The 21,671-nt window shown below is 59.0% G+C and carries 19 protein-coding genes; 5 read left to right on the top strand and 14 right to left on the bottom strand.

Translation table 11 applies throughout. The features are described from left to right. Positions 1-340: 340 nt before the first annotated feature. The gene (locus tag AC1DIG_RS26870; RefSeq protein ID WP_477769725.1) at positions 341-1,267 is read left to right on the top strand and encodes a GGDEF domain-containing protein; all 927 of its coding nucleotides are present in this window, start codon (positions 341-343) and stop codon (positions 1,265-1,267) included. A 135-nt stretch (positions 1,268-1,402) separates the two neighbouring features. Here AC1DIG_RS26870 and AC1DIG_RS26865 read toward each other — a convergent pair whose 3' ends face one another. The 7 genes from AC1DIG_RS26865 to AC1DIG_RS26835 form a co-directional block, all read right to left on the bottom strand. After that, positions 1,403-2,164: a TenA family transcriptional regulator gene (locus tag AC1DIG_RS26865; RefSeq protein WP_477769753.1), complete on the bottom strand. Its 762-nt coding sequence runs from the start codon at positions 2,162-2,164 to the stop codon at positions 1,403-1,405. A 78-nt stretch (positions 2,165-2,242) separates the two neighbouring features. After that, entirely contained in the window at positions 2,243-4,702 is a 2,460-nt protein-coding gene (locus AC1DIG_RS26860) for an EAL domain-containing protein (RefSeq protein ID WP_477769724.1), read from the bottom strand. Positions 4,703-4,914: 212 nt separating this feature from the next. Beyond that, a complete protein-coding gene (locus tag AC1DIG_RS26855) occupies positions 4,915-6,732 on the bottom strand; it encodes an ABC transporter ATP-binding protein (protein ID WP_477769723.1) in 1,818 nt (605 codons plus the stop codon). Continuing rightward, positions 6,725-7,327, bottom strand: a complete 603-nt coding sequence (locus AC1DIG_RS26850) for a DsbA family protein (protein ID WP_477769752.1) — start codon at positions 7,325-7,327, stop codon at positions 6,725-6,727. Before AC1DIG_RS26850 ends, AC1DIG_RS26855 begins: the two co-directional genes overlap by 8 nt. A 36-nt stretch (positions 7,328-7,363) precedes the next feature. Further along, entirely contained in the window at positions 7,364-8,305 is a 942-nt protein-coding gene (gene trhO / locus AC1DIG_RS26845; RefSeq protein ID WP_427541450.1) for an oxygen-dependent tRNA uridine(34) hydroxylase TrhO, read from the bottom strand. A gap of 102 nt (positions 8,306-8,407) precedes the next feature. Next, entirely contained in the window at positions 8,408-8,707 is a 300-nt protein-coding gene (locus tag AC1DIG_RS26840) for a BolA family protein (RefSeq protein ID WP_477769722.1), read from the bottom strand. Between the two features lie 13 nt (positions 8,708-8,720). Next, positions 8,721-9,245, bottom strand: coding sequence for a DUF2059 domain-containing protein (locus tag AC1DIG_RS26835; protein ID WP_477769721.1), 525 nt, complete (start codon positions 9,243-9,245; stop codon positions 8,721-8,723). Between the two features lie 192 nt (positions 9,246-9,437). On the opposite strand from AC1DIG_RS26835, the gene AC1DIG_RS26830 reads away from it, so the two are divergent. Next, a complete protein-coding gene (locus AC1DIG_RS26830) occupies positions 9,438-10,832 on the top strand; it encodes a class II fumarate hydratase (RefSeq protein WP_477769720.1) in 1,395 nt (464 codons plus the stop codon). Positions 10,833-10,954: 122 nt separating this feature from the next. On the opposite strand, the gene AC1DIG_RS26825 is transcribed toward AC1DIG_RS26830, so the two are convergent. Continuing rightward, positions 10,955-11,917: a DMT family transporter gene (locus AC1DIG_RS26825; protein WP_477769719.1), complete on the bottom strand. Its 963-nt coding sequence runs from the start codon at positions 11,915-11,917 to the stop codon at positions 10,955-10,957. A gap of 209 nt (positions 11,918-12,126) precedes the next feature. Between AC1DIG_RS26825 and AC1DIG_RS26820 the strand changes: the two genes are divergently transcribed. Continuing rightward, entirely contained in the window at positions 12,127-12,327 is a 201-nt protein-coding gene (locus tag AC1DIG_RS26820; RefSeq protein ID WP_477769751.1) for a DUF6316 family protein, read from the top strand. A gap of 115 nt (positions 12,328-12,442) precedes the next feature. Here the strand turns inward: AC1DIG_RS26820 and AC1DIG_RS26815 are convergent, their stop codons facing one another. Continuing rightward, positions 12,443-13,627: a thiolase family protein gene (locus AC1DIG_RS26815; RefSeq protein ID WP_477769718.1), complete on the bottom strand. Its 1,185-nt coding sequence runs from the start codon at positions 13,625-13,627 to the stop codon at positions 12,443-12,445. Positions 13,628-13,730: 103 nt separating this feature from the next. Beyond that, positions 13,731-15,254 (bottom strand): polyphosphate:AMP phosphotransferase, encoded by a 1,524-nt coding sequence (gene pap, locus AC1DIG_RS26810; protein WP_477769717.1) that lies wholly within the window; start codon positions 15,252-15,254, stop codon positions 13,731-13,733. Between the two features lie 139 nt (positions 15,255-15,393). Here pap and mnmC point away from each other — a divergent pair, with 139 nt between their 5' ends. Both mnmC and AC1DIG_RS26800 read left to right on the top strand, forming a co-directional pair. Further along, positions 15,394-17,388 carry a bifunctional tRNA (5-methylaminomethyl-2-thiouridine)(34)-methyltransferase MnmC2/FAD-dependent 5-carboxymethylaminomethyl-2-thiouridine(34) oxidoreductase MnmC1 gene (mnmC, locus tag AC1DIG_RS26805; protein WP_477769716.1) on the top strand — a complete coding sequence of 665 codons (1,995 nt, stop codon included), beginning with the start codon at positions 15,394-15,396 and terminating at the stop codon, positions 17,386-17,388. Positions 17,389-17,466: 78 nt separating this feature from the next. Further along, positions 17,467-17,694, top strand: a complete 228-nt coding sequence (locus AC1DIG_RS26800; protein ID WP_019693006.1) for a YheU family protein — start codon at positions 17,467-17,469, stop codon at positions 17,692-17,694. Positions 17,695-17,715: 21 nt separating this feature from the next. Here the strand turns inward: AC1DIG_RS26800 and csrA are convergent, their stop codons facing one another. From csrA to AC1DIG_RS26780, 4 genes are all read right to left on the bottom strand, one after another. Next, complete coding sequence (gene csrA / locus AC1DIG_RS26795) at positions 17,716-17,901, bottom strand: carbon storage regulator CsrA (RefSeq protein ID WP_477769715.1); 186 nt, start codon at positions 17,899-17,901, stop codon at positions 17,716-17,718. Positions 17,902-18,042: 141 nt separating this feature from the next. Beyond that, the gene (locus tag AC1DIG_RS26790) at positions 18,043-18,375 is read right to left on the bottom strand and encodes a YnfA family protein (RefSeq protein WP_477769714.1); all 333 of its coding nucleotides are present in this window, start codon (positions 18,373-18,375) and stop codon (positions 18,043-18,045) included. A 52-nt stretch (positions 18,376-18,427) separates the two neighbouring features. Then, positions 18,428-19,246, bottom strand: coding sequence for an SDR family oxidoreductase (locus AC1DIG_RS26785; RefSeq protein ID WP_477769713.1), 819 nt, complete (start codon positions 19,244-19,246; stop codon positions 18,428-18,430). 224 nt (positions 19,247-19,470) lie between these two features. After that, positions 19,471-21,564, bottom strand: a complete 2,094-nt coding sequence (locus AC1DIG_RS26780) for an LTA synthase family protein (RefSeq protein ID WP_477769750.1) — start codon at positions 21,562-21,564, stop codon at positions 19,471-19,473. Positions 21,565-21,671 lie beyond the last annotated feature (107 nt).

Here is a 21,671-nt window from a genome sequence, read left to right as displayed (position 1 = left end):
ATACTGTCGCGGCACGCGCCGCCCCCCCCTTCAAGCGCCTGCTTGAAGTCAAACAAATGCCGCCGAATCGGCTAACAGAAACCGATACACAAGCCAACAATCTGATTTAAAACGAGTTTTATTCATTTGAACCGAATGGCATGACTTTCGCTCTAACCCTGTTGAAACACGCAGCGTGTTAGCGATCGGGCAGCGCCATGCCGAGCTTACTTTTGCTCGACAAAGCGGACTAAAATCTGGCCACATGTCCTACGGGACTGATGGACCAGTATGACGCGCAGCCCAAAGCCGCTCTCACCCAGCCTGTAAGACAGCATTCCTGCTTAGGGGCTCACGCCATATGAAATCTCCAACCCAGACCAACGCAATTGACTTCGATAGCGCCAAAATGCAGCGACTGGGCTTTGGCCAGTTGCCACCCCTTCTGGAGCGTCCTGCCAGCCTCGGTCAATTGCGCCAGCAAATGGGCCTGCAACTGCAAACCAGCCTTGAGCCGCAGCGCATTCTGGGACTGTTTTTCCGCGAAGTTCAGCGCCTTGTGCCACTGGACGCCTTGAACTATCAGCACAAGACCAGCGATCTGCGCCTGGAATTCGGTCAGCGCGGGCATCACTCGGTGAGCTATAGCCTGAGCCACGAAGGCACACACCTGGGCGATCTGGTGTTCCGTCGCAATCAGCGCTTCAGTGAAAAAGATCAGGGCAACCTTGAATCCCTGCTTTCCACCTTGCTCTTCCCGATGCGTAACGCCCTGCTCTATCGAGCGGCCACCCAAAGTGCACTGCGCGACCCACTGACAGGTACCGGCAACCGAATTGCCATGGATCAGACCCTGCAACGGGAGATCGACATGGCCCGGCGGCACATGCAGCCGCTGTCGTTGTTGATGCTCGATATCGATCACTTCAAACAGATCAATGACAACTACGGTCACAGTGCCGGCGATGACGTGCTGAAGGCTGTCGCAACCTCGATCAAAGATCAGTTGCGCAACGTCGACATGGTCTTTCGCTTTGGCGGAGAAGAGTTTCTGATTCTGCTGTCCAACACCAGCCGCGAAGCCGCAGCGATGGTAGGCGAACGCCTGCGCTATGCCGCGCAAGCCGGGGAGTATTCGGCGGATGGGACACTGATTGGTTTAACCGTCAGCCTCGGCTGCTCGACGCTGCTACCGGGCGAGTCCGCAGACAGCTTGTTGCGACGCGCCGACAGTGCGCTGTATGTGGCCAAACGCGAGGGGCGTAACCGGTTGGCGATGGCGGGCTAAATAGCCAGCAACAACACTAACAAAATGTGGGAGCGAGCTTGCTCGCGATGAACGATAACTCGGCTGTCCTGTTAAACCGGGTTGCCTGCATCGCGAGCAAGCTCGCTCCCACAATGGTTTTGTGTTGCCTTCGGATCAGCTTTCGACCAGCGCCATCCGTTCACGGGCGACCGGAACCCTTTCCGAGTGTTCCAGTTGCATGCAACGTTCCAGGAACAGGTACATGTAGTCGTAGCTCTTGCAGATCGCCTGACGCAGTTCGGCTTGCAAGGATCTGGTGGGGTTCAGGCCCGCCAGCGTGCAGATGATTTCCAGGGCTTCCCACGGATGGGCATCATCGTATTGAGCATGCATTTTCAGCCACTTCATCGCGCGCTTGCGGTCGTCCTCAGGGAACGCTGACGCGTAGACCCCACTGGAACACACCAGCGCCGACCATTCCCCGGTCGCCCCTTCAATGGCATAGTTGGTCGCTGCAATGGCCACGATCAGCGAATCCGCCGAGCTGGTATGCCAGCACCAATGACTCAATGCATGAAGTTCAGGTGCAACCTGCTGTGCCTGCAGATCCTCCAGACTCACGCCATGTGCGCGACTCCAGTGCACCCAATAATCGGCATGATTGAGCTCAACCCGAATGTTGCGCATCAACCAGCGACGCGCCATGTCCTCGCCGGGATGGCGGGCAAAGCGAGTCTTCGTCAGGTTTTGCGCCATATACAACGCGAACTGCTCAACGACCGGCCAGCCACCTATCAGGTACTGACGCATGGTCCTTGCACTGAGTTTGTTGTCACGCATCCGCTGATACAGTTCATGTTCGACAACCCGACGCTTGCTCTCGCTGCAATCCCGGATCAGTTGCTGAGCCCAGGCAGGGTAACTTGCGGCTTCCATAAGCGGGCCGGATCTGTTGAATGTATCGATCACTGTCGCACTCCTTTTGATTGTGATTGTACGGATCAGCAAGAGACTTCAACGGAACGTGCCAGGCGCCTTGAATAACAGAGGCTGCGGCCTGGTGGGCCGACAATGCAGGCTGTCACAGGTAAACATTTGCGGGCGTTCGATAACATACCCTTGAGCATAATCCACCCCGATCTCCAGCAATGCCTGCTCGATCTGGGGCGTTTCAACAAACTCGGCAATGGTGCGCTTACCCATGACATGACCGATGTGATTGATCACTTCGACCATTGCACGGTTAATCGGGTCGTCCAGCATATCCTTTACGAAACTCCCGTCGATCTTCAAGAAGTCTACAGGTAAATGTTTCAGATACGCGAATGAGGACATACCGGCGCAAAAGTCATCCAGCGAAAAATGGCATCCTAACCCTTTGAGTTCATTAATAAATCTGATTGCGCTACCCAAATTGGAAATCGCGCTGGTTTCAGTGATTTCAAAACAAATCATTTCAGGCGGGATGGCATAGGCAATGAACTTTTCACGCAGGAAGTGCAGAAAAGCCTCATCCCCGATGGTAATGCCTGACAGATTTATCGCACACATGGCCAACGGCCCATTACGCTCTTGCGCGATGCCCTGCGCAATAATCCTGAAAACATTCTCGACCACCCAACGATCCAGGGACGTCATCAGTCCGTAACGCTCGGCAGCAGGAATAAAGCTGTCCGGCAGAATCATCCGCCCGGCTTCGTCGTGCAGACGCAGCAGGATTTCGATATGCCCACCGCCCCGTTCCGTATGCCCCAGCGCAGCGATTTCCTGTGAGTACAGGCAGAAGCGGTTCTCCTCGAGCGCCATGTGCAGGCGCTGGACCCAGGCCATCTCGCCAAAGCGCAGGGACAACTCGGAGTCGTCAGCATGATAGACCTGCACCCGATTGCGCCCCTTCTCCTTGGCCATGTAGCAGGCCATGTCGGCAGCACGCAATGAAGCCTCAAGAGTGGCCGGAGCTTGAATGATGTGCACCAGACCGACGCTGACGGTGGTCACGAATGGCCGGCCTTTCCAGACGAAGTGCAGGTTTTGCACCGTCTGGCGCAGGCCCTCGGCGATTTTTTCCGAGGCTTCCGGCGAGCAGTTTTCCAACAGAATGCCGAACTCGTCACCACCCAATCGGGCCAGGGTGTCACCTTCGCGCAAACCCGACTGCAACAGCGCGCAGATATGCCGCAGCAACTCATCACCCGCCGCATGCCCGCAGGTGTCGTTGACCAGTTTGAATTGATCCAGATCGAGGAACATCAAGGCATGCCGGGCCGGCTGGCGCGTCAGGTTGTGCAACGCCTGCTCCAGGCGATATTCGAATTCGCGGCGGTTGGCCAGCCCGGTTAGCGCGTCGTGAGTGGCCTGCCAGGAAAGATTGGCGATGTACTGCCGCTCTTGGGTCATGTCATGCAGAACCAGCACCGTGCCACTGACTTTACCCGCATTGCGAATCGGCGAACCCACCAGCGTGACTGAAACCGTGCTGCCATCCAGCCTCTGGATCAGCTTGGAGTGTTCACTGCCGCCGCTGAGCTGACCGCTGAGAATATGCTCGATCAGCGTGAAGCCATCCGCCTGGGCATTTTCATCCAGCAGATTGAACAAGGCTGCCAGCGGCAGCCCGATTGCCTGCTCAGCCTTCCAGTGGGTCAACTCCTCGGCTGCCGGGTTCATGTAAGCAATGGCGCCGTCAACGTCGGTGGTGATCACGCCATCGCCAATGGACTGCAAGGTGATTTGCGCGCGTTCCTTTTCCAGCTGCAAGGCATTGGCAAACGCGTGGCGCTGAGCCAGTAGCTTATGAGTGCGCAAGAGTGCCAGGGCAATCAACCCCAACGCCGTGGCCAGGTTAGTGAACAGCAACAACCGCAGAATCAGCCGCGAGCCCTCGCCCAATGCATCACTGAATGCTTTGGCAGCGGGTGTCACCGCTTCGTTGATGGCAAATATCCGGGCTTTCCAGCGCTGAATGTCGGCGTCGCTCGCCTGGTCGTTGGCAATGCGCTGATGCATTTCAAGGGCGACGTTATCGAGCTGCATCAGGTAGGCATCACCCACGGTCCAGCGATCGATAGCGGTTTCCAGGTAACTGAAATGCCGGAAGTTCAGGTACAGCCAAATCAGGCTTGAAACATCATCGGGATGGTTACCACCCTTGAGGATACCCCGCTTCGCGGCCTCGAGATCAGGCGGTTGATTATCCAGCGCGACCCGCAGCTCATGCCCGCCCTGGGGCACTGAAATCGCCGTCTGATACTTGAGGAAAATCGACTCGTCGCGACTGTCAGCGTACAGATTGAGGTAATAGATAGCGTCTTTCTGGCCCTTGGACCACAGGCTTTCTCCGGCAACGTAGCCGCGAACCGCCGACAAAACGTACAGGCTGACGCCACCCAACAAGGCCTGAAACAACACGACGGCGATAAATGGCCAGACGATGCCCAACAACCGTGGCGTTCCGAGAGTCCGCTTTTGCTTCATGAGGTCCCTTGCACAAGCGCTGCCTGATGAACACCCGAGAGAATTCCGCTCCTAGAAGCACAGACTAGGCTAATTTTCGATTTTTCGAAGACATCTGGCTTCGATCAAGCTCGATTTAGGGACAACGCAACAATCAAAGGTTCCACAAGGCCGATTCCCAAAAAAGGATGGCTGATCAATAAGTACAGAAATCCGGGCAAAACTCAAGATTGCTAATGCTGCTGCAAATGCCCATACAACTTGGCATACAACCCACCCTCAGCAATCAGCTGCTGGTGGTCGCCATCCTCGGCAATTTGCCCGCCATCGAACACCAGCACACGGTCCGCCTGTTTTACCGCCGACAACCGGTGAGCAATGATCAGTGTTGTGCGACCGCTGAGAAACCGCGCGAGCGCCTGATGGAGGTTGTATTCGGTGGCGGCGTCCAGCGCCGAAGTCGCCTCATCGAGGACCACGACCTTGGGTTCGGCCAGCACCATGCGCGCAATCGCCAGGCGCTGGCGCTGCCCGCCGGACAAGCGCACACCGGAACGGCCAACCACACTATCCAGGCCTTGTGGCAACGCCTTGACTGTCGCCTCGAGCTGGGCGATTGCCAGTGCCTGCCAGCAGGCTTCGTCACTGCGCTCGCGGCCCATGGCGAGGTTAGCCCGTATGGTGTCGTTGAACAGTGCCGGATGCTGCAACACCACGGCGACATTCTCGCGCACGGTTTCCAGGCCGATGTCCTGTTGAGTGACGCCACCAAAACGGATGCTGCCCGATTGCGGCGTATAGAGCCCCAACAGCAATTGCACCAGCGTGCTTTTACCGCCACCGCTGGCGCCCACGATTGCGACTTTTTCGCCGGGTGCGATGGACAGGTTCATCTGATCCAGCACCAGCTCACCGCCGTAGCCGAAACTCAAGCCCTGGACCTCGATGCCTACCGTCTCACGCCCCTTGAACGGATCGACGCCACCTGGGTACTGCGGCTCGTCGGCACGCGATAACAGCTCGTTGATTCGCGTCAGTGCACCACCCGCCGCGTAATAGGCATATTGCAGGTTCAGCAGTTGCTCGACCGGCCCGATCATGAACCAGAGGTAGCTGAACACCGCCAGCATCTGTCCGATGGACAGGTCAGAAAACAACACAGTGAGCATGGCGGCGGCGCGAAAAATATCGATGCCGAACTGGAACAGCAATCCGCTGGCACGGCTCGAGGCATCGCTTTTCCACTGTGAGTTGACGGCATAGTTGCGCACTTCCTGCGCCCGCAATCCGAGCCGCCCGAGGAAAAAACCCTGACGATTGCCAGCGCGGATTTCCTGTATCGCATCCAGGGTTTCGGTCAGCGCCTGGGTGAACCGGGAAGTGCTGTCGTTCTCGAGTTTTTTCAGGTGTTTGACCCGTTTACCCAACTGCACGGTGGCGTAGATCACCAGCGGGTTGAACAACAGGATCAGCAGCGCCAGCTTCCAGTGCATCCACACCAGAATTCCCGCCGTACCGACCAGCGTGAGCATCGCCACCAGAAAACGGCTAAGGGTTTCGCCGACGAATTTGTCGACAGTGTCCAGGTCCGTGACCAGGTGCGTGGTCACCGTGCCGCTGCCCAGGCTTTCGTATTCGCCAAGGGAAATACGCTTGAGCCGCTCGATCAGCCGGATGCGGATACGATAGACGATGTCCTTGGCCAGACCTGCAAACAGACGCGCCTGCAAGACGTTGAACATCAATGCACCGCAACGCAGGGTCAAGGTCACCAGCAACATCAAGCCAATGTAACCGGCAGCACGTTGCCAACCGGAGGGCAGCACGTGGTTCATGACTTTCAGTGCAGCGTCGCCATGCCCCAGCAGCACTTCGTCTACCAGCAATGGCAGCAGTAAAGGGATCGGCACACTGCACAGGGTTGCCAATACGGCGACGCCGTTGGCGATCCACAAGGATTTTTTATGCTGAAGCGCCAGACGACGGATTTCCGCCCAACTCAGCCGATCGACCCGCGTGGGTTGTGGTGCATCATCGGGTTGCTCATACACAGGCAGCGCGCTCCAGCCAACGGCCGAGCAACGGTGACAGTGCGCTGAGCGGTTGGTAGCCATTGGTCAACAACGCCAATTGACCATTGCGTTCGGCCAGCATGGTCGGGAAACCGGCGATGCCCAGATCCTGAACCCAGGTGAAGTCGGCCGCTGTCGCCGCGTGCTGATCGGCACGGTCGAACGCTGCCGCGAACTCGATACGTGGCAAACCGGCTTGTTCGGCCAACTCCACCAACACGCTCGCGCGGGTAACGTCACGACCCTCGGCATAAAAAGCCTGCTGGATAAGCTTCAGCAGTTTCCAGGCGCAATCCGGTGCCAGACTGCGCGCCGTCACCAGCGCGCGGCAAGCCGGTTCAGTGTCGTAGACAAAACCGTCGGGCAGCGCGCCTTCGAACTTGAACGGCTGGCCGGTGGCTTCAGCGACCGCCTGCCAGTGTTCGAGAATGTAGCGCCGCGTGGTGGGCTCCAGTGCCGCACCACTGCCGGTGCGCAAACCGCCGACAACCAAATGCACGTCAACGCCCGTGGCCTGCGCCTGCTCGACCAGGGCCTCGGCCACCGGAGCAAAGCCCCAGCACCAGGAGCACATCGGGTCCATTACATAGAGCAGGCGTGCGGACATGGTTCAGGCCTCGGTGTTGGATTGCTTGTAGTTGTAACCAATCGGGTGCGGCTGATTACGGGCCTTGGCCAGTTCGATCTGTTTCTGCCGGTCGATCGCACTGCGACGGGTCTTCTCACTCAGCTTATCCCAGCAATGCGGGCAGCTGATGCCGGCGACGTAGTGCTCGGATGCGCGGTCTTCCACGCTCACCGGCGTACGACAGGCATGACATTGATCGTAGTCGCCTTCGCTCAAGTCGTGGCGAACGGTGACGCGGTTATCGAACACAAAGCAGTCGCCCTGCCATTTGGTTTCTTCCTGCGGCACCTCTTCGAGGTACTTGAGGATTCCACCCTTGAGGTGGAAGACTTCATCGAAGCCCTGGCCGAGCATGTAGCTCGAAGCCTTTTCACAGCGAATGCCGCCGGTGCAGAACATCGCGACTTTCTTGTGCTTGGCCGGGTCGAAGTTGGCTTTGATGTAGTCGGGGAATTCGCGAAAACTGGTGGTTTTCGGATCGATCGCGCCTTCGAAGGTGCCGATCGACACTTCGTAGTCGTTGCGGGTATCGATCAGCAGCACTTCAGGGTCGCTGATCAACGCGTTCCAGTCCTGCGGATCAACGTAGGTGCCGACCTTCTTGTTCGGGTCAACGCCTTCAACACCCAGGGTGACGATCTCTTTCTTGAGCTTGACCTTGGTGCGATAGAACGGCTGCTCGTCGCAGTACGACTCTTTGTGGTCGATGTCGTCCATGCGCGGATCGTTCTTGAGCCAGGCCATCAGCCCGTCGATGCCTTCGCGGCTACCGGAAACCGTGCCGTTGATGCCTTCTTCGGCAATCAGCAAAGTGCCTTTGATGCCGTTGTCGACCATCGCCTGCAACAGTGGCTCGCGCAGGGCGACGTAATCTTCGAGGGTGACGAACTTATACAGTGCCGCCACGACAATCTGTTGTGTCATGGGTGATTCTCCAGGTGGCTACCCGCGTAAGGGGTGAACCGGATGCGAAAAAAAACGCGCCGGCTAAGCGGCGCGTTGCGGATTCTAACAAAAAACCGAAGCTTAATGCTTGCTGCCGCCAGCACAGGTCGGCGAGGCAGGTGCCGCACCGGTCTTTGCCCATTCCTCTGGCGTATAGGTATGCAGCGCCAACGCATGGAATTCGCCCATCAGCTCACCCAGCGTGGCGTAGACCTTCTGGTGACGCTTGACGCTGTTGAGCCCGGCAAATTGCTCGCTGACCACCACGGCCTTGAAGTGGGTTTGCAGCCCACGGCTGTGCATATGACTTTCGTCCAGCACATCCAGATGCGCAGGTTGCAACGCGCTCAGTGCCGATTCAATACGTTGTTGCATGGTCATTGCGGGGCTCCGCTCAAGGCTTTTTCTTGGCTGGAGCGGCAGCGTCTTTCGGCGTCAGCTCGGCAGTCATGTCAGACAGCAGCTTGTTGACCACAGGCACCGCGCTTTCCAGTTTGGCTTGAGTCATCTGGGCCGATTGCTGAGTCAGCTGAGGCATTTTCTCCAGGACTTTCTTGCCCAGTGGCGACTGGTAGAACGCAACCAGGTCCTTGAGCTCGGATTCACTGAAGTTGGTGGTGTAGAGCTTGACCATGTCCGGCTTCAGCTTGTCCCAACCAATGGCCGCATTCAGAGCCGCGTTGGCCTTGGCCTGGTAGGTTTCCAGCAGGGCTTTTTTCGATTCCGGCGCTTTAGTTTGCTCGAAGCGCTGGGCGAACATTTGCTGCACTTGCATGTACACCGGTGTGCCCAGTTTGTCAGCATGCGCCAGGGTCAGGAAAGCTTCGGCACTGGCGTTGTGGCTGGCGGTATCGGCGAAAACCTGGCCGCTGGCACAGACCAGAGCAACCGCGGTACAGATGGCACGAAGACGAGTCATCGAGTTTCCTTTTCTAGCAGGCGAGGTAAAACCCCAAGGGGGGCCATTCTGCGCCTAAAAAACTCATGCGCTCAACCCCTCCCCCTTGCCAGGCCTGATTTTCAGGACCGAACGGTTAAAAAATCGACTGATGGAACCCCAAGCGCCAATCACGACCTAAACTTCGCTATCAGACCTACAGGAATGTAACCGATGAGCCGTATCGAAACCGACAGCCTTGGCCCAGTGGAAGTCCCGGATGAAGCCTACTGGGGCGCTCAGACGCAGCGCTCGCTGATTAACTTTGCCATTGGCAACGAACGCATGCCGCTGGCCGTACTGCATGCCCTGGCCCTGATCAAGAAAGCCGCGGCACGGGTCAATAGTCGCAACGGCGATCTGCCGGCCGACATCGCCCGGCTGATCGAACAGGCCGCCGACGAAGTGCTCGACGGCCAGCATGACGACCAGTTTCCACTGGTGGTCTGGCAGACCGGCAGTGGCACCCAAAGCAACATGAACGTCAACGAAGTAATCGCCGGCCGCGCCAATGAACTGGCCGGCAACCCCCGTGGCGGCAAGGTCCCGGTGCACCCCAACGACCACGTCAACCGCTCGCAAAGCTCCAACGACAGCTTCCCCACCGCCATGCATATCGCCACGGTGCAGGCCGTGCAACAGCATCTGTTGCCGGCCATCGCTGAACTCTCCGCCGGTCTGGCCGAGCAGGCCGCACGGCACATGAAACTGGTGAAGACCGGTCGCACGCACATGATGGATGCCACGCCGATCACCTTCGGCCAGGAGCTTTCGGCGTTCATCGCACAGCTCGATTACGCCGAACGTGCGATCCGCAGCGCCTTGCCGGCCGTCTGCGAGCTGGCTCAGGGCGGTACTGCGGTCGGGACCGGTCTCAATTCGCCCCATGGCTTTGGCGAAGCGATTGCCTCCGAGCTCGCGGCTCTTTCCGGCCTGCCGTTTATCACCGCGCCGAACAAGTTTGCCGCGCTGGCCGGGCATGAGCCGTTAACTACCCTGTCTGGCGCGTTGAAAACCCTCGCCGTGACCCTGATGAAAATCGCCAACGACCTGCGCTTGCTGGGTTCCGGGCCGCGGGCCGGTTTCGCCGAGGTCAAGCTGCCCGCCAACGAGCCCGGCAGTTCGATCATGCCCGGCAAGGTCAACCCGACTCAGTGCGAAGCGCTGTCGATGCTCGCCTGCCAGGTGCTGGGCAACGACGTAGCGATTGGCTTCGCCGCCAGCCAGGGCCACCTGCAACTGAACGTGTTCAAGCCGGTGATCATTCACAACCTGCTGCAATCGATCCGCTTGCTCGGCGATGGCTGCAGTAACTTCCAGCAGCATTGCATTGCAGGCCTTGAGCCGGATGCCGAACAGATGGCCGCTCACCTGGAACGCGGCTTGATGCTGGTGACGGCGCTGAACCCGCACATCGGCTACGACAAGTCCGCCGAAATCGCCAAGAAAGCCTATGCCGAAGGACTGACCCTGCGCGAGGCGGCGTTGCAGCTCGGTTATCTGACGGATGAGCAGTTCGATGCCTGGGTGCGGCCGGAGAACATGCTGGAGGCTGGGAAGCAGGGGTGAATCTGAACGTTATTTAGCGCCTGGCAGTCAGTCATCGCGAGCAAGCTCGCTCCCACATTGGATTTGTGGTGTATGCAAAACCACTGTGGGAGCGAGCTTGCTCGCGATGAACGATGACGCAGTTATCGAGTGACCGCTGCCCGCATCCGCCGGGCCTTGAGCCCGGCGATCAGCGACGGCCCCAACGCGACCAGTGCCGACCCCAGCACCACCAGCACCGCACCGCCGTACGCCAGACGGTTGATCTGTTCAGCCTGTACATAATCGGGCCATAACCAGGCGGCCAGCGCCACGGCCGCGAACGTCACCAACGGTGTGATAGCGAGCGTCGCACTGACCCTCGACGCCTCCCAATGGGCCAGCGCCTCGGCAAAAGCACCGTAAGCGATCAGCGTGTTCAGGCAGCATCCAAGCAGCAACCAGCCTTGCAGCGGGCTCAGTTGCAAGGCTTCCAGCGGATGCACCCACGGCGTCAGCAACAAGGCGCAAAACAGGTAGATCACCATCATCACCTGCAACGAATTCCACACCGTCAGCAGTTGTTTCTGGCCCAGCGCATAGAAGGTCCAGACGGTCGACGCTGCCAGTACCAGCAACACGCCTGCGGTGTAATCACTCAAAGACGTCAGCAACTCGCTCAGCCGCTGATTGAAAAACAAACCGAAGCCCAACAACAGCACCAGCAGGCCAATCCCCTGCCCCACGCTGAAACGCTCCTTGAACACAAACAGGCTGGCGATCAGCAACAGGATCGGCCCCATCTGTACAACCAGTTGCGCGGTCCCCGGGCTCAGCAGGTTCAGGCCCATCAGGTACAACACGTAATTGCCCACCAGCCCAAGTACCGCCATCAGCACCAGCCAGCCACCTTTGGGCCCGAGCACTCGTCGGCTCGGCAGACGCTTGGTCGCCGCCAGATAAAGGAACAGAAAGCTGCCCGACACAATCAGTCGAAACCAGGTCACCGTGACCGGGTCCATCACCAGCAGCACTTGCTTGAGCTTGATCGGCAGGATTCCCCACAAAAACGCGGTCAGCAGGGCGAGGAACAGACCATAAACCCAGCGACCGGACGAAATGTGCATGGAAACCCCAAAAGCTAACGACGAGAAAAGCCATTCTAGGCTGCCCTCGAGGCATCACACAGGGACAGTTGGCGACAAGCCGTAAATGAGACTGTATCGGTCGCACCGATAAATTGACGGTTGACCGCTGATCAGTTGACCAGGCGCGCCATGTCATTCAGACATAAGCTGATTTTGTCCTCCCCCCGGATCCGCTCATGGAGACCGTCATGTACGGCATGCGCGCCCACGACACTGCCCCTGCCACGCACTTTCGCAGTGAACGGTTGTGTCGGGTGAACGGTGATTTGTATTTCAATACCCGGGAGAACACCCAGGAAGGACCGTTCAGCAACCATGAAGCGGCCGAGCGGGAGATTCGCGCGTACATCGAGCGGATGAAGTTTTTGAGCCGCGAACGTATCAGCTGAATATCTGCGGTGCCTTCATCGCGAGCAAGCTCGCTCCCACAGGTTTTGTGCGGTCCTTGTGGGAGCGAGCTTGCTCGCGATGGCGATTTAACAAGCGCTACACATTCCGGGCTTATTACCGCACCGCCTCAAACAACCCCGTAGCGCCCATCCCGCCGCCCACGCACATGGTCACGATGCCGTAACGCAAGTTGCGCCGTTGCAGCTCACGTACCAGATGACCGACCTGACGCGAGCCGGTCATGCCGAACGGGTGGCCGATGGAGATCGAACCGCCGTTGACGTTGTATTTTTCATTGTCGATTTCCAGGCGATTGCGGCTGTACAGGCACTGCGAAGCAAAGGCTTCGTTGAGCTCCCACAGGTCGATATCCGCCACCTGCAAGCCCTTGGCCTTGAGCAGTTTTGGCACCGAGAACACCGGACCGATGCCCATTTCGTCCGGCGCGCAACCGGCAACGGTGAAACCACGGAAGAAGGCCTTCGGCTTGAGACCGAGCTGTAGTGCTTTTTCCAGGCTCATCACCAGGGTCATCGAAGCGCCGTCAGACAGTTGCGAGGAGTTGCCAGCAGTGACCGAACCGTCTTCGGCAAACACCGGTTTCAATCCCGCCAGGCTTTCGTAAGTGGTGTCCGGGCGATTGCAGTCATCGCGATCGACAATGCCTTCCAGGATCTGCACCTGGCCGGTGTTTTTGTCCTCGACCCTGTACTTCACCGCCATCGGCACGATTTCATCGTTGAACAATCCGCCAGCCTGCGCCTGAGCGGTACGCAGCTGGCTTTGCAGGGCGTAGCGGTCCTGCTCTTCGCGGCTGACGTTGTAGCGACGGGCAACGATTTCTGCAGTCTGGCCCATCGGGAAGTAGATGCCCGGCACCTGCTCCTTGAGCAACGGGTTGATCAGGTTGTCGGTGTTGACGCTTTTCATGGTCAGGCTGATCGACTCGACGCCACCCGCAACAATGATCTCGCTGCAACCCGAAGCAATCTGGTTGGCCGCGATGGCAATCGCCTGTAAACCCGAAGAGCAGAAGCGGTTGAGGGTCATGCCGCCAGTGCCGATGCCCAGATGCGAAAGCACCGCCACGTTGCGACCGATATTGAAACCCTGAGCGCCTTCGTTGGAGCCGGCGCCAACGATGCAATCCTCGACGCTGGCCGGGTCGATGTTATTGCGCTCCAGCAGCGCGTTGACGCAATGGGCTGCCATGTCGTCCGGACGCGTCTGGTTGAACTTGCCGCGAAAGGATTTGGCCAGGCCGGTTCGCACGCTATCGACGATCACTACTTCACGCATGGCATACCTCATTATTGTTGTCGTTCAGGAAGTGGATCGAGCATAAATCCAGCTCCCGGCCGACCGCGACAATCATTCACCCTGCGTATGCAAACCCATCGGGTTACTTCTTGTCCTGCTTCAGCTTCTTCTCGCGCTTGTCAGATTTCTCGAAGGCGTCTTCCAGCGCGCGGTTGAGGGTGCGCAATACTTTGACCCGGGCCCAGCGCTTGTCGTTGGCCTCCACCAGGGTCCAGGGCGAAACCTCGGTGCTGGTGCGGTCGACCATATCGCCGACAGCCGTCCGGTAGTCGTCCCACTTCTCGCGGTTGCGCCAGTCGTCTTCGGTGATCTTGAAGCGCTTGAAGGGAATTGTTTCGCGCTCCTGGAAACGCTCCAGCTGAGTCTGTTTGTCGATGGCCAGCCAGAACTTCACAACAATCACCCCGGAGGCGCTGATCTGCTCTTCGAAGTCGTTGATTTCGCCATAGGCGCGCAGCCAGTCGGCCTGGCTGCAAAAGCCTTCGACGCGTTCCACCAGCACCCGGCCATACCAGGAACGGTCGAAGATGGTGAATTTCCCCCGTGCCGGGATCTGTCGCCAGAAGCGCCACAAATACGGTTGGGCGCGCTCGTCCTCGGTCGGCGCGGCAATCGGCACGATGCTGTACTGGCGCGGGTCGAGTGCGGCGGCCACACGACGAATCGCCCCACCCTTGCCTGCCGCGTCATTGCCCTCGAATACTGCGATCAGTGCGTGTCGACGCATGCGTTTGTCACGCATCAGGCCGGATAACCGTGCCTGCTCGGTAATCAGTTGCTCCTCGTAATCGTCCTTCTCCAGCCGCTGGCTCATGTCCAGGCTACCGAGCAGACTCAACTGATCGACACTGGCCGACAGCGGCGCAGCGCTGACTTTGTCCGGGTTGATCCTGGGCCGCTTGAGGGCGTTTTGCAGACCGTCGAGCAGGATCTTGCCCACGGTCAGACTGCGATAATGGGCATCCACACCTTCGATCACATGCCAGGGTGCGTAGTCACGGCTGGTGCGGCGAATCACGCGCTCACCGTACTGCACGAACTTGTCGTAGGTTTTCGATTGCTGCCAGTCCAGCGGGCTGATGCGCCAACTGTGCAACGGGTCATCCCGCAAGGCCTTGAGGCGTGCCTTCATTTGTTCCTTGGACAGGTGAAACCAGAACTTGAAGATCAATGCGCCTTCATCGCAGAGCATTTTCTCCAGGCGCTCGGTCTGGTTGATCGCTTGATCGAGCACCGCATCCTTGAACAAACCATGGACCCGTCCTTGCAGCATCTGGCTGTACCAGTTGCCGAAAAACACCCCCATCCGCCCCTTGGCCGGGAGCATCCGCCAATAGCGCCAGGCCGGTGGTCGCGCCAGCTCTTCATCGGTTTGCTGATCGAAGGTGCGCACTTCGATCAGTCGCGGGTCCATCCATTCGTTGAGCAACTTGACCGTCTCGCCCTTGCCCGCGCCTTCAATCCCGTTGATCAGCACGATCACCGGAAATCGCGCCTGCTGCTGGAGGTCGAACTGAGCTTCAAGCAAAGCCTCACGCAGCGCCGGCACTTCAGCTTCGTAGGTTTCTTTATCAATCGCATGACCGATTTCGGCAGATTCGAACATGAGCAGCTCCCTTCCCGGATTGAGCAAGACTAGCGGATTGATTGAGCACTTGTCTGTGCAATGCCATTCGGGTTGCCATGGATCAATCGGCTTTGTCGCGATCGGCTAGAATGGCCACCTAGCCTCGCCTGAGCCGACCATGAATCCTGAAACACTGCCGAACCCCGTACCGCATGCCCAGCTCGACTGGGACGACCAAGGTCGCCCGCGCTCGCGGGTGTTTGACGACGTGTATTTCTCCGACCAGTCGGGCCTTGATGAAACCCGTTATGTGTTCATCGAGCAAAACCGCCTGAGCGAACGTTTTGCCGAACTGCCGGCCGGTGGAAGGCTGGTGATTGGCGAGACCGGTTTCGGCACCGGACTGAATTTTCTCTGCGCCTGGCAGCTGTTCGAGCAACAGGCTGTGGCTGGCGCACGGCTGCATTTCATCAGCGTCGAGAAATACCCGCTGAGCCCGGCAGATATGCGCCGGGCCCTGACACTCTGGCCTGACCTCAAACCATTTGCCGATCAGTTGTTGGCGCAGTACGTCGCCATCCACCAGGGCTTTCAGCGGCTGGTGCTGGACAATGGCCGCGTGACCCTGACGCTGTTGATCGGTGACGTGCTGGAACAACTGCCACAGCTGGACGCGCAGATCGACGCGTGGTTTCTCGACGGTTTCGCTCCGTCGAAAAACCCCGACATGTGGACCGCCGAACTGTTTGCCGAACTGGCGCGTCTGTCGGCGCCCGGTTCGACCATCAGCACCTTCACCAGCACCGGCTGGGTCCGCCGCCTGCTCAATGCGGCGGGTTTCAAAATGCGCCGCACACCGGGCATCGGCCACAAATGGGAAATCCTGCGGGGAGAGTTCGTCGGCTGGCCGCAGGAAACACCGACGCCGGCAACCGCCAAACCCTGGTTTGCTCGCCCGAATCAGCTGAGCGGCGAACGCCGTGCGCTGGTGATCGGCGCCGGGCTGGCCGGTTGCGCCAGCGCCGCCAGCCTCGCCGCGCGCGGTTGGCAGGTCAGCCTGCTGGAACGGCATGCCGACCTGGCGCAAGAAGCCTCGGGTAACCCGCAAGGCGTGCTGTACCTGAAACTCTCGGCCCACGGCACCGCACTTTCGCAATTGATCATCAGCGGTTTCGGGCACACCCGGCGCCTGCTTGAACACTTGCAGCGCGGCGTCGACTGGGACGATTGCGGAGTGCTGCAACTGGCATTCAATGCCAAGGAAGCCGAGCGTCAGGCGCAACTGGCGGCGGCCTTCCCCGCCGATCTGTTGCACCCGCTGGACCTGCCGCACGCGCAGGCCCAGGCCGGAATCGAACTGGCCCATGGCGGGCTGTTCTATCCAGAAGGTGGTTGGGTTCATCCGCCGGCCTTGTGCCAGTGGCAAGCATCGCCCCCCAATGTCCAACTGCTGACGCACTGCGATGTGCTGGAACTGCGCAAAGTCGATGATCAGTGGCAAGCCTGGGACGGCGAAACCCTGCTTGCCAGTGCGCCTGTGGTGGTACTGGCCGGCGCGGCGGAAATCAAACGCTTCGCGCACAGTGCCGAGCTGCCGCTCAAACGCATTCGCGGGCAAATCACCCGCTTGGCGCAAACCGCGGAGAGCCAGTGTCTGGCGACGGTGGTTTGCGCTGAAGGTTACGTCGCACCCGCACGCTTGGGTGAACACACCCTGGGCGCCAGCTTCGACTTCAAGAGCGACGACCTGACCCCGACGACTGCCGAACACCTCGGCAACCTGGAGCTGCTCGAGGAAATCTCCAGTGATCTGGTCACTCGACTGCACGCCAGACAGCTGGACCCGGAACACCTGCAAGGTCGCGCCGCATTCCGCTGCACCAGCCCCGACTACCTGCCAATCGTCGGCCCATTGGCTGACAGCCAGGCGTTCGCCCAGGCCTACACCGCGCTGAGCAAGGATGCCCGACAAGTGCCGGACATCGCATGCCCATGGCTCGACGGGTTGTACGTCAACAGCGGGCACGGCTCACGCGGACTGATCACCGCGCCGCTGTCCGGCGAGTTGTTGGCGGCGTGGCTGGACAACGAACCGCTGCCACTGCCCAGAAGCGTTGCCGAGGCCTGCCATCCCAACCGGTTTGCCTTGCGCAAGCTGATTCGCGGTTCGTGATGATGGGATCAAGGCGAGCAGGCTGGTCCTGCGGCGTGAAGCGCCGTAGGATCGCCGGATTGATGACCCGAGGTGCCTATGCTGATTCCCCACGACCAACTTGAAGTCGACACCCTGACCCGCCTGATCGAAGACTTCGTCACCCGTGACGGTACCGACAATGGTGACGAAACCCCGCTGGAAACCCGCGTGTTGCGGGTCCGCCATGCGTTGAGCAAAGGTCAGGCGCTGATTGTGTTCGATCCTGAAAGCCAGCAATGCCAACTGATGCTCAAGCACGATGTGCCCAAGCACCTGTTTGATTGAGCAGCCATTTGACCGAGGGCTTCAGCTGCGTTTGCCGTGTACCCGTTTGGCCTGAATGCGCTCGTAGACTTCGGCGCGATGCACATTGATGTTTTGCGGGGCTTCGACACCGAAGCGAACGTTGCTTCCGTTCACGGCGAGGATACGCACAGTGATGTTGTCGCCAATGGAGATCAATTCGCCCACAACGCGGCTGAGTACGAGCATGGCTCTAGTCCTTGAGGTTACCGGGCCTTGAAGATGACCGGCTGACGCCGGGTCTACAATGCAACGGCGGCAAAACAGTCCCTCCCTACACGGCAAAGCGACTCCTCTTACAGACTTCCCTTTCACGGCAACATCAATGACTCAAGGTGTAGTGAAGCGTGGGCCAAACAGAATGATGCTCGCGCCTAATACGCACAACGCAACGCCCAGCCAATCCGAGCCCAGCGGTCGAATCCGCTCGACCACGCCAAGCCAGCCGATGGACGCAATGATGTAGATGCCGCCGTAGGCTGCATAAGCGCGGCCGGCGTAGGCCGATTCGACTTTGGTCAGCACAAGGGCGAACAGCGTCAGGCTGAGCAGCGCCGGTACCACCCACCAGGCGCTTTTACCCTGCCGCAACCACATCCAGAAAGCGAAACAGCCGGCGATTTCGAACAGCGCCGCGAGGAAAAACCACAGGTAATTGAGCATGCACACATCTCGTCAGGGCGGCCAGAAGCGGCAACCCTAACGACGCAGCCCGCTACTCGCAAGTTCTGCTGGTGGCCTTGGCGCGCATCTTGTCGGCCATCACGGTCATCTCGTTGTAGAGCAACTGCGGGTTCTTCTGTTTGAGTGCCCAGGCCATACGGCCCTGCTCATGGGGCAGGATCATGAACTCACCGGCGGCAACATGCTGGTAGATATAGTCAGCGATATCAGCAGCGGTAATCGGCGAGCTTTCCAGCAACTTGCCGACCTGGGCTTTCATGGCCGGGGTCGGGCCACGGAAGGAGTCCAGCAGGTTGGTCTGGAAGAACGACGGGCAGACCACATGCACAGCGATTTCCTGCTGTGCCAGTTCAATCAGCAAGCTCTCGGACAGCGCCACCACACCGGCCTTGGCCACGTTGTAGTTGCTCATGGCCGGACCTTGCATCAATGCAGCCATCGAGGCGATGTTGATGATCGTGCCTTTGCTCTTTTCCAGTAGCGGCAAGAACGCCTTGCAGCCTTTGACCACCCCCATCAGGTTGATCGCAATCTGCCAATCCCAGTCTTCCAGCGACAGCTCACTGAAGAAACCGCCTGAGGCGACGCCAGCGTTATTGACGATCACATCGATGCCGCCCAGCTTCTGTTCACAGGCTTGTGCGAAGGCGGTCAGCTGGCTGTAGTCGCGTACATCGCAACGCTGAATGAAACCGTCACCACCCACCTCGCGGACCTGTTTCAGGGTTTCTTGCAAGCCCGGCTCGCTGACATCGGACAAGGCCAACTGCCAACCTTCACGAGCCCAGCGCAGAGCGATTTCGCGACCCAGGCCGGACCCGGCACCAGTGATCATCATGCGATTTTGCATAGGGAGTTGCCTTGATGTTCCGGGGAAGATGCTCGCAGTGTAGCGAAGGATTTTCCTACACCCATGACCATCAAACTGCTGAATACCCCAGGCAAACCGCAGCGGCTGCATGGCACGGAATTGCGTCGAGCCGGCCGGGTTTTCGGCAGGGTTGAACCGCCCGCCGACAGGTTTGGCAGACAAAAAAAAAGAGGCCCTCGCGGGCCTCTTTTTTTATTGGCGTATTACTTGGTCTGCATACTTTCGGTTACACCTGCGGTGTTATCCAGCAAGCTCTTGGTCGCGGTTTGCAGAAACGCTTCCAGCTTGAGCTTCAGCTCAGCGGTGCGCGGTGCATTCGGGATGACTTCGGCATGCGGGTTGGCACCCAACTGGTACTGGTACATCTTCGGGTCCATTTCCTTTTCCTTGGGCAGAATCAGGATCTGGTCAGCCGTGACGATGGCCGTGGTCTGCTCAGTACCCGATGGCTTGATCACGCCAAAACCGGTGTCGCCTTGCGGCAGGTTGAGCAGGTCTCGTCCCCAGCACTGTTGACGCACTTCACCACCGAGGCGACCCATGATGGTCGGCACGATATCGATCTGAGTGCCCACGGTGTGGTCACGCTGACCGAACTTTTCCTGGATACCCGGTGCAATCATCAGCATCGGCACGTTGAAGCGGCCCAGGTCCATTTCGGTGATTTGACGCTCGTTGCCAAAACCATGGTCGCCCACGATGACAAACAGGGTTTCCTTGAAGTACGGCTCTTTACGCGCCTTTTCAAAGAACTGCCCCAACGCCCAGTCGGCATAGCGCATGGCGGTCAAATGCTCGTTCAGGCTGCCACGATCAGTGACTTTTTCGACCGGCAATGGCGTCGGCAAGGCATAGGGGGTGTGGTTGGACAGTGTTTGCAGCAGTGCGTAGAACGGCTTGCCTTCGCGTGCCTTGAGTTCCTGCAAACCACGGTCGAACATGTCCTGGTCGGACACGCCCCACGTCGGGTCGGAGAACACCGGGTTGACGTAGTCGTTACGCCCGATGAAGTTGGTCATGCCCTGGTTGCTGAAGAAGCCCGACTGGTTGTCCCAGGCAAAATCGCCGTTGTAGACATACACGTCGTCATAGTTACGGGCGCTGAGCAACTGTGGCAGGCCGGACAGCTTATGGCTGCCTTCCGGGGTCTGCATCAGGTATTCGAAACCCGGCAGGTTCGGGAAGCAGGCCATGGTGGCGAACATGCCCTGGTGGGTATGAGTACCGTTAGAGAAGAAGCGGTCGAACAACAGGCCTTCTTTCGACAATTTGTCGAGGTTGGGCGTGATGTTGCCAGGCGCGCCCAAGGCACCTACCGAGTGACCGGCCATGCTTTCCATCAGGATCACAACGACGTTCTTGATCGGCAGGGTCTTGTCGGCCGGTGGCGTGTAATCGCGGCGTACCGCAGCGATATCGGCATCAACCAGCTTGTCGTCCGGCATCACCAGCATATCGCGGACAATTTTCTGGGCCTCAGACTGCTCCATGGTCGGCTTCCAGATATTGTCGCGCTCTTCGGACATGCGGCTCTTCGCGGCAGCAACCAGCTGCAGCGTGCCGTTCAGGCCCAGCTGGTTGGCGAAGTTCGAGTCGGTGGTGTAAACGTCACCCCAACGCAGCGGTGGTCCCTGACGCAGCGTGCCACGGGCAGCCACGACGCAGATCAGCAGGCAAACCACGAACACTACAATGCGCGCGTACCACGGGGCGACTTGACGGGTGCCGATGGCGCCACCGCTGAACGGGCCGCGTGGGCGGGTTGCACGGTCAGCGCCCTTGAACGCCAGGCTCAGCAACCAGGTGCCAACGGCCCAGGCCAACAGATAACGGACGACCGGGAAGCCGTACCAGAGCATGCTCATGACGGTTTTCGGGTCTTCCTTCACATACTGGAAGACCAGGCCGTTGAGGCGCTGGTGGAACTCACGGTAGAAGTCCATTTCCATCAGGCCAAGGAACAGCGCGATACTCGAGGCAATGGTCAGCCAGAACCGGAACAGACCACGGGCCGCCATCGCCCGGACACTGAACAGCGCCAGCAATAGCGGAATGCTGAAGTAGACCACCAGGCGCAGGTCGAAACGCAAGCCGTTGGCGAAAGCTTCGAGGAAGGTCGAGGCTGGGGTGTTAAGGATCATCTCTCGGTTGTAAACCAGCAGCGCAAGACGCAGCAGGGAAAGCATCACCATCATGACCAGGGCGCAGAGCAGCGTATACGCCATATGCGATTTGACGGTCGGTTGCAGCAAGCGATTCGAAGCTCGCTGCTGACTCAGGGCGTCCGGGTTAGCCATGTCGTTTATAGGACTCATTGGAAGTTGAAGTTTCAAAGATGTTGGAGCGCTCCGCCCTCTCATTGCGGTTACTTGCAGGAAGTGGCCGGGAGCTTGCGCGATGCGCA

The sequence above is a fragment of the Pseudomonas sp. 05N431 genome, assembly GCF_056397005.1.
The sequence above is the reverse complement of the archived record's forward strand: the minus strand, read 5'-3'. Positions and strand labels throughout refer to the sequence as shown.